12 protein-coding genes are annotated in these 13,180 nt (G+C 59.6%); 10 read left to right on the forward strand and 2 right to left on the reverse strand.

What is annotated here, in order from left to right; all coding sequences use genetic code 11:
* A partial coding sequence (locus VIW95_RS06900; RefSeq protein WP_331584732.1) for an alpha-L-fucosidase occupies window positions 1-1,022 on the reverse strand: 1,022 nt, incomplete at its 3' end.
* A 47-nt stretch (window positions 1,023-1,069) separates the two neighbouring features.
* Entirely contained in the window at window positions 1,070-1,996 is a 927-nt protein-coding gene (locus tag VIW95_RS06905) for a hypothetical protein (RefSeq protein WP_331584734.1), read from the reverse strand.
* A gap of 77 nt (window positions 1,997-2,073) precedes the next feature.
* On the opposite strand from VIW95_RS06905, the gene VIW95_RS06910 reads away from it, so the two are divergent.
* The 10 genes from VIW95_RS06910 to VIW95_RS06955 form a co-directional block, all read left to right on the forward strand.
* On the forward strand, window positions 2,074-3,336 hold the full coding sequence (locus VIW95_RS06910) for an LLM class flavin-dependent oxidoreductase (protein ID WP_331584736.1): 1,263 nt from the start codon (window positions 2,074-2,076) through the stop codon (window positions 3,334-3,336).
* Window positions 3,337-3,470: 134 nt separating this feature from the next.
* Window positions 3,471-4,256, forward strand: a complete 786-nt coding sequence (locus tag VIW95_RS06915) for an alpha/beta hydrolase (protein WP_331584738.1) — start codon at window positions 3,471-3,473, stop codon at window positions 4,254-4,256.
* Between the two features lie 4 nt (window positions 4,257-4,260).
* Window positions 4,261-4,623 carry a phosphoenolpyruvate-utilizing N-terminal domain-containing protein gene (locus VIW95_RS06920; RefSeq protein ID WP_331584740.1) on the forward strand — a complete coding sequence of 121 codons (363 nt, stop codon included), beginning with the start codon at window positions 4,261-4,263 and terminating at the stop codon, window positions 4,621-4,623.
* Between the two features lie 191 nt (window positions 4,624-4,814).
* Window positions 4,815-5,276, forward strand: a complete 462-nt coding sequence (locus VIW95_RS06925; protein ID WP_331584743.1) for a peptidylprolyl isomerase — start codon at window positions 4,815-4,817, stop codon at window positions 5,274-5,276.
* Between the two features lie 17 nt (window positions 5,277-5,293).
* The gene (locus tag VIW95_RS06930; RefSeq protein ID WP_331584745.1) at window positions 5,294-6,034 is read left to right on the forward strand and encodes a CehA/McbA family metallohydrolase; all 741 of its coding nucleotides are present in this window, start codon (window positions 5,294-5,296) and stop codon (window positions 6,032-6,034) included.
* Between the two features lie 184 nt (window positions 6,035-6,218).
* Window positions 6,219-6,689, forward strand: coding sequence for a hypothetical protein (locus VIW95_RS06935; RefSeq protein ID WP_331584747.1), 471 nt, complete (start codon window positions 6,219-6,221; stop codon window positions 6,687-6,689).
* A 127-nt stretch (window positions 6,690-6,816) separates the two neighbouring features.
* A complete protein-coding gene (gene ptsP, locus VIW95_RS06940; RefSeq protein WP_331584749.1) occupies window positions 6,817-9,192 on the forward strand; it encodes a phosphoenolpyruvate--protein phosphotransferase in 2,376 nt (791 codons plus the stop codon).
* A 202-nt stretch (window positions 9,193-9,394) separates the two neighbouring features.
* Window positions 9,395-11,266, forward strand: coding sequence for a B12-binding domain-containing radical SAM protein (locus tag VIW95_RS06945; RefSeq protein WP_331584751.1), 1,872 nt, complete (start codon window positions 9,395-9,397; stop codon window positions 11,264-11,266).
* A gap of 172 nt (window positions 11,267-11,438) precedes the next feature.
* The gene (locus VIW95_RS06950) at window positions 11,439-12,221 is read left to right on the forward strand and encodes a DUF1499 domain-containing protein (RefSeq protein ID WP_331584753.1); all 783 of its coding nucleotides are present in this window, start codon (window positions 11,439-11,441) and stop codon (window positions 12,219-12,221) included.
* A 25-nt stretch (window positions 12,222-12,246) separates the two neighbouring features.
* Window positions 12,247-13,180, forward strand: a 934-nt coding sequence (locus tag VIW95_RS06955; RefSeq protein WP_331584755.1) for a methyltransferase, incomplete at its 3' end; no start/stop codon positions are given.

A 13,180-nucleotide genomic window follows, 5' to 3' on the forward strand; every position in this document is an offset into this window, starting at 1 on the left:
ACGTGCAGGTAAACGCGATTGCCGCGGCGCGTCGAGGGTCCGTAGAACTGCCACGGCTCGAGTCCGGGATCGGTGCCGACGATCGCCTCGTTGTTGCGGCCCATCCATTCGCCGATCGCTTCGAGCCGCTCGACATGCTCGGGCGGAAGCGCGCCGTCGCCCATCGGGGAAACGTTGAGCAGCAGATTTCCGCCCTTGCCGGCCACTTCGCACAGCGTATGGATCAGCGAGCGGGTCGATTTGAGGTCCTTGTCGGAAGGATTGTAGCCCCAGCTATTATTGATCGTCAGGCACGTTTCCCACGGACCTTCAGGCGGGCGAGGCGGCACGGCCTGTTCGGGCGTCTGGTAGTCGCCGTAACCCGGGATGCGATCGTTGATCACGACCTCGGGCTGAAGCGAGTGGATCAGCTCGACGAACTCGCGCGACTTCCATTCCTCGGGCGTGCGCTCCCATCCGCCGTCGAACCACAGCAGATCGATCTTGCCATAGTTGGTCAGCAGCTCGCGCATCTGGTCGAACATAAACTTGATAAACCGATCCCACTGTTCAGGCGCGGAGCGGCGCCAGTTACCCCACTTGTAAGGCTTGTCCGACTCCAAAAACGCCGGATAGTCAGGATGATGCCAGTCGATAAGTGAGTAGTACAGTCCGACCTTGAGACGTTCTGCGCGGAACGCATCTGTATATTCGCGAACTATATCCCGCTTGAACGGTGAATACTCAATCGAATAGTCAGAATGTTTCGTATGGAATAGTGAATAACCGTCGTGATGTTTACTAGTCAGTACCGCATACTGCATACCGGCGCGCTTAGCTGTTTTAGCGAGCGCGGGCGCATCCCAATATGTCGGATTAAAGGTCTTGGCAGTCGAGTGATACTCGTCCACGCTCACGTTTTGTGAATTCGGCAGCGCACCGACGCCGCCGACCAGCGGCCACGACAGCTCGAGGCCGCGCTGGCTGCAATGTCCCCAATGGATGAACATCCCGAATCTTGCTTTGTTAAACCACGATTCCATAGCGGGGCATTGTCGTCTTCATCGGAGCCGGTTGTCCATACCACCGATCAATCAAACAGATTCCATCCGAGCGCGGGCACCAGTTGGTCGTACGAAACTCCGAGGAGCCAGACGAAGGCGACGGCACCGCTGCCGGACGACGCGCGATTGAGGGCGACCTGGACGCCGAGATTTACCTCGAAGGTCGAGTTGAGCCACGCAATTCCGGGCGTCAGTTCGAAGTCCGGCTGCGAGGAGTTTCGATGCGCACTCAGATACTGCGCGTAATCGAAATCGAGATGCGGGGTGAGATCGCGCAGTGCATATGGCACCGAACCGCGGGCGACGTTCGCGTCGAGGTAGTTAAGTGAATACTCGAGCTCGAGGTCGGCTGACACGAGGTCGTCGCGCGCGCCCGTCACTTTGCTTTCCCATCCCGCGTCGCCTTCGATGCCGGCTGGGCGCAGCATGCTAAGTGAGTCGGGCAGATCGCCGAAGCCCTTCTGAAAAAGCAGATCACCGCCGGCGCGCGGATGCGATTCAGAGCCGACGCTGCTGCTGCCGACGGGCAGCTCGAGCGAGGGATTTACCGTGAACAGGAATTCGTGGCGCGGGAGCGTGATGAGCACGCGTTTATAGGCGAGGCCCAGGTTGGAGAAGCCGCTGGCGCTGGTCTGCTCGCCTTCCTGCTCGAGGCGCTGGTAGCCGACGAAGAGCGAGAAGCTGGATTTGGGCGAGATGGTCTTTTCGAGGTACAGCGACTCGGAATTCTGCGCGCGATCGTAGCTACCCGAAACGGTCAGATAGTTTTCCACCGTCGCGTCATTACCGATGAAGTTGCCGACGAACGTTCGTGGCGCGGAATCCGCCCGAACCGCGCGCGCGCAGAAAAGAATCGCGATGCAAAAGAACGCAGGCGCGATCATATCTTTCGGCGTCCCGACCAACAGTTTCGCCATCACTCCATATATGGGCACATGCCCAACGAGTTCCACCTATTGCGCTATTGGGGAATCGAGACGCGACGTGGTATGGAAAAATCGAAAGCTGACGCGGCTGGAGGTTTTACTCGATGAAAATTTCGATGTTCCATCTGATGCCGTATCGCGATTTGCCGGACGACTTCGCGCAGAAGTATCACTCGGTGTGGGTCGATCCGCCCTATTGCGAGCTGGCCGACTCGGTCAAGGTCGGCCAGTACTACAACTGGACGCTGGACGAGCTGATCCATGCCGCCGACAAGGGCATCGACGGCATCTGCGTCAACGAGCATCATCAGAACGCCTATGGCTTTATGCCGAATCCCGATCTGATGGGATCGATCCTGGCGCGCGCGACCAACGGCACCGACGTCGCAGTCGTGCAGATGGGCGCGACTCTGCCGACCTCGAATCCGCCAATACGAATCGCCGAAGAATATTCGATGATCGATTGCATCAGCGGAGGCCGGATGGTCGCCGGGATGCCGCTGGGCACGTCGCAGGACGTGAACCTGTGCTACGGAATCCCGCCTATTGAGCAGCGCGAGCGTTACTACGAGGCGCACGATCTCATTCTGAAAGCGTGGACGTCGCCGGAGATTTTTGCGTGGAACGGCAAGTACTTCAAACTGCCGATGGTCAATATCTGGCCGCGTCCGATCCAGAAGCCGCATCCGCCGGTCTGGATTCCCGGCAGCGGCAGTCTCTCGACCTGGGATTTTTCCGCCAAGCACAACCATTGCTACTGCTTCCTGTCGTACTGGGGGAACAATTTCGGCAAGCGCGTGATGGACGGGTTCTGGGATTTCGTCGCCAAGGGCGGTCACGATCCCAATCCGTATCGCGCCGGCTTTTTGCAGCTGGTCGCGGTGTCGGAGACCGACGCGCAGGCCGAAAAGGACTACTACAAACATATCCGATATTTCTACGACAAATGCCTGCATATCCTGCCCGAGTACTTTCCCGTCGCCGGCAACCAGGACTACAAGAGCCTGGTCAACAGCGTCACCAAGCTGAATCCGCAGCTGTTCGATCTGATGAACAAGATACCGACGTGGAAGTACAAGGACTTCGTCGATAATCAGTTCGTGATCGCGGGCTCGCCAGCCACCGTGCGCCAGCAGTTGATGGAAGCGGTGAAGAAACTGCGCGTCGGCAACCTGATGGTGCTGCTGCATATCGGCTCGATGCCGCATGAGTTGACGATCAAGAATATCGATCTGTTCTGCAGCGAGGTGCTGCCGCATTTCCGCGACGTATGGGACGGCGAGTGGGAAAACAAATGGTGGCCCGAGTCGTTGAAGGGGCCGCGCACAAAGATCGCGTCGAACGGAGTGCATGCGGCGGCGCGGTAGGATAATCGCCTGCGCGGCGGGCGGCAGGGGTGACCCCTGCACCCAGTGAGAAAGTGAAAAACGCAAAGTTGCGCGCAGCGCGCCACTTTGCTCTCAGGGGCCTACGGAAAGGGTTCTTTGAAGGATAGATAGATATGGCGGCTGTGAAAGATAAGACGGTTAGCGTGTGGGGCGACAAGGTTCATCCCAAGGTCAGGATTCTTGGCGATGGGCCGCCGGTTGTCTATCTGCATGGCGGTTATGGGCCGATCGAAACTGAGTTGCTCGACGAGATGGCGAAGAGCTTCACCGTCTATGCCCCTGAGCATCCCGGGATCACGGCGGGCGACGAGGACTCCTACAAGGCGCTCGACGACATGTGGGATCTCGTCCTCTACTACTACGATTTGTTCGACAAGCTCGGGTTAAAGGCGCCGGCGGTGGTCGGTCATTCGTTCGGCGGGATGATTGCGGGCGAAATTGCGGCGACCGATCCGACGCGTGTCGGCAAGCTGGTGCTGATAAGTCCGCTGGGTTTATGGCGCGACGATTCACCGATTCGCAATTATATCGTGACGCCGCAGACCGACCTGCCTGCGCTGCTGTTCAAGGATGAGCATCATCCTTCGTTGAAGCGAATCACTTTGAATCCTGAGGATCAGCAGGGGTTCATCCGAATCACGTGGGCGCTCGGATGCACGGGCAAGTTCATGTGGCCGATACCGGACAAGGGACTGCGCAAAAGGTTGCATCGAATCGCGGCGCCGACGCTCATCGTGTGGGGCAAGGACGACAAGCTGCTGCCCGCGGTCTACGCCGACGAATTCCGCAAAGGCATTCCCGGCGCTAAGATTCATCTGGTCGATGGAGGCGCGCACATGATGCCGTTGGAGGAGCCGGGGAAGGTGGCGGCGAGCGTCGCGAAGTTTATCAAGGGATAGACCCGTGGACCGTCACGACCCGAAGGCTGAGGGCAAGCGTCTGGAGGATGCACTTGCCCGTTCGCTGAGCGAACTAGCAACGTTGCGGGCTCAAATGCGACCGCAGGTGCCAGACTCGGAGCTCACAATCTTCGACGGCAAGCGGATGATTCTCGAAGACGAGGAGTTCATCGGCCACATCCGAGAGAACATCGCCAACGGCTACCTTGCCGAACGCGCGCTGCTTCTCGTGATCGACGAACTGTGCGCGTCGATGCGTGCAGTTCACGACGATTACTTACGCGAGCGCGTGGCCGACTTCCGCGACCTCGGGGGTTTCGTGCTGCGTCACTTGCGCGAGGAAGAAAAACGGGGCCCAATCCAATAATCACTTGCGGATTTCCGACGGCTCGAATACTTCCATACAGAACTGTCGGACTAACCTGCATGGACGTGTGATTGTCCGTGCCAATGCGAGCGGATAAAATGAAACGCAACTCCTTTAAATTTTCGTGTCTTGCCGTCGTGGCGTTGCTCGTGCTCGCCTCGGCCTGCAAAGGCGCAACGGATGGACTCCCAGTGAGAAACACAGGTCATTACGCAATCATCGAGACCGAACACGGCACAATAGTCGTCGAGCTTTACCCCGAATCCGCGCCGAAAACAGTGGCGAATTTCGAGACGCTGGTGAACAAGGGCTTCTACAACGGGCTGACGTGGCATCGCATCGTGCCGGACTTCGTGATCCAGGGCGGAGATCCTGACGGCACGGGAGCGGGTGGCCCTGGATACACCGTCCCCGCTGAGATCAAAGAGAAGCACCTCCGCGGCAGCGTCGCCACTGCGCGCACCGGAGACGACGTCAATCCGAAACGCGATTCGAGCGGCAGCCAGTTCTACATCTGCCTCGCGCCGCAGCCGGGACTTGACGGCCAATACACCGTCTTCGGCGGCGTGATTAAGGGGATGGACGCGGTCGATCAGATGCAGAAGGGCGACCACATGAAGAAAATCACGCTGGCCAAGGAGCCGCCGAAGTAAGGCGCGGCCCGTCGCACATGGCAGATTCACGAAGCGGGCACCCGCAGCCGGCGGGGCCCTACTTCAGCGTTGACCTGCATCTCCACACCAATCGCGGCAGTTCGGACTCGAACCTGGCGCCGAAAGACCTGGTCGAGCGCGCGCGTGCGATCGGAATCGGCGCGGTCTGCATCACCGAGCACGACAATATGTGGGATTCGCGCGAGATCGCCGCGATGGCCGGCGACTCGGGCGTGATCTTTCTGCGCGGGATGGAAGTGACGACCGACATGGGGCACGTCGGCGCGTTCGGCCTCGAGCGCTACGTCGGGGGAATCTACAAGCTGGCGGAATTGCGCCGCGTGATCGATCTGGAAGGCGGGATACTTATCGCAAATCATCCGTTCCGCTACAAACTCGACCCGCGGTTTTCCTTTATTAACCCGGATTCGGAGCCGATCGATCCAACGTACCCGGACCGCGCGGCCAGGCTTAAAATCTTCGAGCTCGTGGATGCGATCGAAGTGCTCAACGGGGCATGCGGCGAAGACGAAAACGTCTTCGCGCTGAAAGTCGCGCGGCATCTCGGGATGGCCGAGGTCGCAGGCTCGGACTCGCACTCGGCCGGCTCAGTCGGTTGCGTAACGACGCTGCTCGAGGGTCCAATCAAGGACGAGCGCGGCCTGATAGACGCGATCCGGACGCGTCGATGCCGCGCCGGCCGCGGACTGCTGAAAAGTGCGCTCGTACCGTTCGAGCTGTCGCCGAATGTTGGCTAGGGCGCCCTGTTTTTGTCTTTGCGGACTATCCGCGCATAAGCTTCAGCCATGGGGAACAAGACGTTGGAATCGTGCGCACCAACTCAGGTTGCGAGTGAGAACCAGTTGTTTAATGAAGACACCAATTGGAGGCTAGCGCCACGAGATTTGCGGGATCGCCGAACTCGACGTTAAGGAGCAGACAATGAAGCTGAATTCCGGGACTGCAGCCGACGTCCTCAAGACGTTCATTCAAGAAGACAGGATCGAAAGCAGGATCTATCGCAGCAGGGTCCAAAGTGTGAGCTACACCTTAGCGGTCGCGTCCTTCGCGACCAGCGCCTTTCTTATTGGCAAAGTTCCGCGCATGAACGCGGACCAATTGCGGAACATTACCTTGGTGATCGATCTTGGTCTCATTGTTGTAATGCTCATATTCTTGTGGCGGCTCCGACCCGATCTCGTGCTCCTTCGAAAGGCCATGAAGGCGCGACAGGACATACTAGACGGACTGGATGAGGAGACCGTTAAGGACGTCAACGTCTTTCCCAATGTGGAGAACGTAAAGCCCGACATCACGGACAACGATCTGTACTCGGATGTGGCTTTGTCTGTCGCGGTGGTGCTCACTAAGATGTTGGTTATTACGATTTACGCCGGCAGCTTTGTGGGTTGAACTTTGTCAGGTTCGCCTTGGTTTGGCGCGACATCTAGTTCGCGGATCCGAGCAGCCGCGCGTGCGGGCATTGTTTGCGACGCGCTCGATCCGATAAAATTTTTGCGCCGCTGCTGAGACCCTGCAAATGAGTGCAAACAAGGATCGCCTCGCTCTGATCGAGCATCTCTCCTCGATTGGCGGCGAGCATTCCGACGATCTCCGCGAGACGCTGGATCGCGTTGCCTTCGCGATCGCGGGCGGGATGGAGGCCGAGGTCTGTTCGCTTTACCTCTTCGATCCTCAGCGCGAGCGGCTCGTGCTGCGCGCCACCGTCGGGCTCGATCGCGAATCGGTCGGCAAGGTTTCGATGCGCCTCAACGAGGGACTGGTCGGTTTGGTGCTGGAAGAGGACGAGCCGGTTTACGTGCCCGATGCGATCAGCCATCAACGCTACAAATATTTTCCCGAGACCGGCGAGGAGCGCTTCCATACTTTTCTCGGCGTGCCGGTGCACGACGGGCGCAAGAAGCCGCTCGGCGTGCTGGTCGCGCAGACGCTCGAGCGGCGCAAATTCAACAAGAACGAGATCCGGCTGCTGAGCACCGCCGCCAACCAGGTCGCGCAAATTCTGTCTCATTTCAGGCTGCGCGAATCGCTCGTCACCAAGGAAAAGGAACGGCTCGAATACAAGCGCCGGATGATCGAAGCCAACCGCCAGCTCAAGGATTACGAAAAAGTCGGCGGCAAGACGCGTCACGCGGCGCCGGCCAAGATTCGACGCCCGCGCCTGGCGGGACTCTCGGCCTCACCCGGATTTGCGCAGGGCAACGCGCACGTCGTCGGCACATTTCTGAGCAGCGTCGATCGTCATCAGAAGTCGCGCGACCCGAAGGTCGAGAGCAAGCGCTTCGAGGAAGCGCTCGCCCGTTCGCTCTCCGAGCTCGCGACGCTGCGAATTCGGATGGAACCGCTGATGCCCGAGTCCGACCTCAAGATCTTCGACGGCCATCGCATGATTCTCGAAGACGAGGAGTTCGTCGGCCGCATCCGCGACACGATCGCCAACGGCTACACCGCCGAGAGCGCACTGTTCCGCGTGATCGAAGAACTCAGCGCCTCGATGCTGGCGGTCGCCGACAACTACTTGCGCGAGCGCGCGACCGACTTCCGCGACGTCGGCCATCGCGTGTTGCGTCATCTCCGTCAGGAGGAAAAGCGCGCGCCCTTCAGCAAGCCGACGATTGTCGTCGCCGAGGAACTCACGCTCTCGCAGTTGACGATGGTCAACCATGACCGGCTCGCGGGAATCGCACTCCAATCCGGCGGCGTCACGTCGCACGCGGCGATCCTGGCGCGCGCGTTCGAGATTCCGACGGTCGTCGGCGTCGAGCATCTGATGGAATCGGTGGTCGAGGGGGATCAGCTCGTTCTCGACGGCAACGCGGGCGTCGTTTACGTCAACCCCGGCACCGAGATCGAGCGCGACTACGTCAGCCTGTCCAAGCGCTACGAGGCCTTCAAGAAGGAGCTGATCGAAGAGGGCAACGCGCCCACCGCGACCCGCGACGGCCATCGCGTCATGATGCTCGCGAATATCGCGCTCCTCGCCGACATCCACCTCGCGCTGCGCTACGGCGCCGAGGGCGTCGGCCTGCTGCGCTCGGAATTCTCGTTCCTGACCTACGAGGATTTTCCAGACGAGACGCAACAGCTCGCGCTCTATAACAAGATGTTCGAGACACTCGGCAAGCGTCCGGTGACGATTCGCACGCTCGACATCGGCGCCGACAAGTATCCGCCGTACATGCGGGTGCCGCGCGAGGACAACCCGTTCCTCGGCTGGCGCTCGATACGCATCTCGCTCGAAATGTCTGGCCTGTTCAAGGTCCAGCTCCGCGCGATTCTCCGCGCGGCGGCCAAGCACAATGTGCGCATCATGTTCCCGATGATCTCGAGCCTCGAGGAATTGCGCCGCGCCAAGGAGCTGCTGGCCGAGTCGCAGGCCGAGCTGTTCAAGGAAGGCCTCGAGCACAATCCCAATATCGAAGTCGGCATCATGGTCGAGGTGCCGTCGGCGGTGTGGCTGGCGCCGCGGCTTGCGCGCGAGGTCGATTTTTTCTCGGTCGGCACCAACGATCTCATCCAGTACCTGCTCGCCGCCGATCGCAACAATCCCAAGGTCGCGCACCTTTACGAGGCTCTGCATCCCGCCGTGATTTCCGCGATCGCCGAGGTCGTCAACGTCGCGCGCGCCGCCGACAAGGAGGTCTGCCTGTGCGGCGAGATGGCAAGCGACCCGCTTGCGGCGCTCTTACTGGTCGGCATGGGCCTCGACGAACTGAGCCTGAGCCCGCTGTTCATCCCGGTCGTGCGCAAGGTCATCCGCGAGGTCGATTATCAGACCGCGCGCCTTATCGCGCGCGAGACCCTGCAGATGGCCAGCGTGCAGGAAATCAAGGGCTACCTGGTCGAACGCTATCGCGACCTCGGTTTAATCAATTTGGTCGAAATGTACCGCTGATTACCCTCTGTCCTGATTATCCCGACTAATTCCTAGACATCCGCGCTATAAGCATGGTCCAATGGTGGTGGGTTGACTTTCCGGTTTGAGATTTGTTTACTGATTTCTGACCGAGCGGTTAGATACTCCCCCCGCGTTCGGGTAAAATGGTATGATGGCAGGATGGGCTGTTGGGTAGGAAGCAAAAGCAGAGGATCTAGTGATGGTATTTCTTGTATTTCTAGGCGCATTCCTGGTTTTCGCGGCAAGCATCCTCTACTGGCTGTTGGGGACTAATCGTTACGGAATCGACCGTCCGACCGCGAAGCTCCAGCTGACGGCCCGCGCGGGCGCGTCCGCCGATGCGGCCATAAAGCCCGAGCCTTGCCGCACTGTTCGCGTCTATTTCATCAAGCCCTCGCGCTATGATGAAGACGGCTTCGTCCAGTATTTTCGCTACGGCGTCCAACCCAACAACACTCTTACCGTAATGACGGCGCTGAACGAGGCGTTCAACAAGCGCTATGCAGTCGAGCGTAACGTCCGCCTCGAGACGGTCATTTGGGACGAAATCTGCGACGGCATAGTCAGTCCTGAGACAATCACTGCGATTAAAGACAAGGCACGTGAAGACGGCGTCGAGCTGCTGATTGGGCTGGCCGGCGTGCAGTCGAATCAGTATCCGCGCGGCCGCGACCTGGCACTTCAATTCGTCGCCGAGGGCCTACCCACGATGATGGGCGGGTTCCACGTCAGCGGCTTCCCCGATTCGTGCAAGTTCCTGAACGAATGCGGCGTCACGACGGTCGTCGGCGAGGCTGAAAACATCTGGGGCGATATCGTCGAGGATTTTCTGCGCGGCGAGCTGCGCCAGAGCTATTCGGTCACGCAGGGAATTCGCGCCAAGACCGGCCAGGAAGACATCATCGTTCCGCTGATCACCGAATCGCTCCTGCCGGTGCTCGACGATCGTTACCTTACGCGATTTTTCAACGACACGATGACCACGCTCGACACTTCGCGCGGGTGCCCGTTCACCTGCTCGTACTGCAGCGTGAAAAACGTGATGGGCCGCACGATGCGCTCGCGCGAACCAGACGCGGTCGTGAGCTGGGTGCGCGACGCGTGCCGGCATCACGGCATCGAGTCGCTGTTCCTGGTTGACGACGATTTTTTCCGCTCGCCGCGATGGGAAGAAATTCTCACCGGCCTGGTCGAAGTGAAAAAGGAGTACCCGAAACTATCCTTCATGATGCAGGTGGACGTTGACGCGTCCTGCTACGCGAACGTTGCCGAGGGCGAAACCGAGACCGCCAAGCATCGGCGCAGCAAGCGCTTCACTGAGCTGGCGGCCGCCGCGGGATGCTACCAGGCGTTCGTCGGAATCGAGTCGCTGAATCCCGACAACCTGAACTTCGCGACCAAGTATCAGAACACCGACGACCGCCAGCACAAGGGCAAGCTCGAGGCGGTGCGCGCGCACGTGATCGACAAGTATCGGCGCGTCGTCGAGAACTGGCACAAGGTCGGTGTCTCGGTGCACGCCGGTTACATGCTCGGATTCCCGTTCGACGGCCCGGATTGCGGGCGCGTCGCCGCGGCTACGCTCAAAAAAATCGGCTTCGACATCGTGTCGTTCTTTATCATGACTCCGCTGCCGGGCACTGAGGACCAGGTGCGCTTCACCAAGGAAGGCGCGATCATCGACTGGGATTTCAACCAACTCGACTCGCAGCACGTCACGCTCCGCCACGACAAGCTGGACAAGGAAAGCTGGCTTGGCGCGTATCGCGACGCTTACCTCGGCTTCTATTCGATCCCGCGTTTCCTGCACACGATGTTCACCGTGTGCGCGGGCCGCGGACTCGACGCGGAAGCGCGCAAGGGTGTGCTCCGCCAGTTCACCTACTATTTCTTCAGCTATCGCCAGGGACGCCATCCGATGGTCGGCGGGATCTGGCCGATTCGCCGGCGCGACGTCCGCCGCGCCGCCGTCACCGACGACGAGGCGCGCCGCTTCTACCTGGGCGGCAAGCGCTTCGACGCGATCTTGCGCGGCGACGGTGGCGAAGGATTCGCCGGGGCTCCGGCGTAAGCGACAGCAATTTCACAAACTCACAGATCACCGGCGCGATCCGAATCAGGGTCGCGCCGTTGTGCTTTTTGGGCGCTAACTGCTACTAACTGTCACGTCGCGGCAAGTACGATCCGCGTCCTCTTGCGCCAACGCCTCATAAACCGCTAACGATTCCCCCGGGGAATTCATCATGTTCACGCCACCTGAAATCATCATTGCCGTTGTCGTCATCGCGGCGTTGATCTTTATTCCAATCTTGCGCCGTTTGCTCGGGTTGATTATCCGCCTCGCGGTTTTTTTCGTTGCCGTGGGAATCGTGGCCGCGGGAGTCACGATGATCCTGAACAACGAAACAATTTTCGAACGGCCCGGCCTTGGGCAACGCGTGGAACGGTTCCTTACGAAGAACTCCGTGGCCGCCAGCCAGACCGGCTCTGGCTCAGTGACCTGCGCGATGGAAAGTGCTCCGCCGCCACCACCGACCGCCGCCGCGCCGCACAAGCGCGCCGCCAAAAAAGAGTCCGAACCTCAGACGACTCGCAATGATGTGTCGAAGGCGGAACCTGCGCCGCTCGACGATGTCTTTCCTGAATTGATTCGCCGCAGCTTTCCTGGAATCTCGCGCGAAAAGCTGTTCCAGCTCTCCACCGATACGGTCAAATCGCTCGGCGGATGGAGAATCGACAAGTCCAGTCCGAGCAACTATACCCTCGATTGCATCTACACCTCGCGAATCTTCAAACTCGAGGACGATGTGCGGATCTCGATCGATCCATCCGGCGATATCGAAGTATGCGCGCGCTCAGGCATGGCACGTCCCGGCACGACCTCGATGCTGCGCTACTTCCCGGGCGATCTCGGCTCGAACATCGGACATATCAAACAATTCTACGAAACCCTCGAGCCAAAAATGGACCAGGTTTACAAAGAAGAGCAGGACAAACAGAACGCCAAAAAGCCTCCGGGGCAGTGAGCTCACAAAACGGGAGGTCTGAAAGATGGCAACCCCAAGCTCCGATCGATCTGTTGAGACGTTACTCGACCTGATCACCGCGCATCGTGTGACCTCGGTAATCTACGTGGCGGCCAAGCTCGGCATCGCCGACTTGCTTGTCGAAGGCGCGCGCAGCTCCACCGAACTCGCGCAGTTGACCGGCACCTATGAGCGATTGCTGCATCGCCTGCTGCGTGCGCTGGTCGCACTCGGTATCTGCGTCGAAGGGCCGGATGCGAAGTTCGCGCTGACCGCGATGGGAACCCATCTTTCCGAGAAATCCGAGCGTTCCCTGAAAGCCAACATTCTCCGCGAAGGCGAGTTGCTGACAGCCGGCTGGATGGAGCTGATCGGATCGGTGCGCACCGGCAAGACCGGCGCACAATTGGCCGGAGAGAGCGAAGAGCAGTTCGAGCGGTTCGCCAAGGCCGGAGTGGCATCGCTGTTCAATGAGGGGATGGCATCGATCACGCGCGCCGCGATCCCGCAAATCCTGGAGGCATACGACTTCTCGGGCGTCGGGAAGTTGATGGATGCCGGTGGCGGATTCGGGCAGCTGCTGGTCACGATTCTCAGACGCTATCCGTCGATGCGCGGAGTTGTTTTCGATTTGCCCCATTGCGCCGACGGTGCGAAAAAAAATTTCGCAGCTGCCAGTGTCGCAGACCGGGCCGAATTCGTTGGCGGAAATTTCTTCGAGTCGATCCCGCCGGGCATCGCCGACGCAATCGTGATGAAGAGCATCATTCACGATTGGAACGACGAAAGATGCATCCGGATTCTGCAGAATTGCCGTCATGCGCTGAAGCCCGGTGCACGGCTGATGGTGATCGATCGAATCATGCCCCAGAAGCTCGAACCGAAGGCGGAACATCTCGCGGTCGTCTTGAGCGATCTAAATATGTTGCGCGGCCCCGGCGGATCCGAACGGACCGAGC

The organism is Binatus sp. (SeqCode), assembly GCF_036522015.1.
GTDB lineage: Bacteria > Desulfobacterota > Binatia > Binatales > Binataceae > Binatus.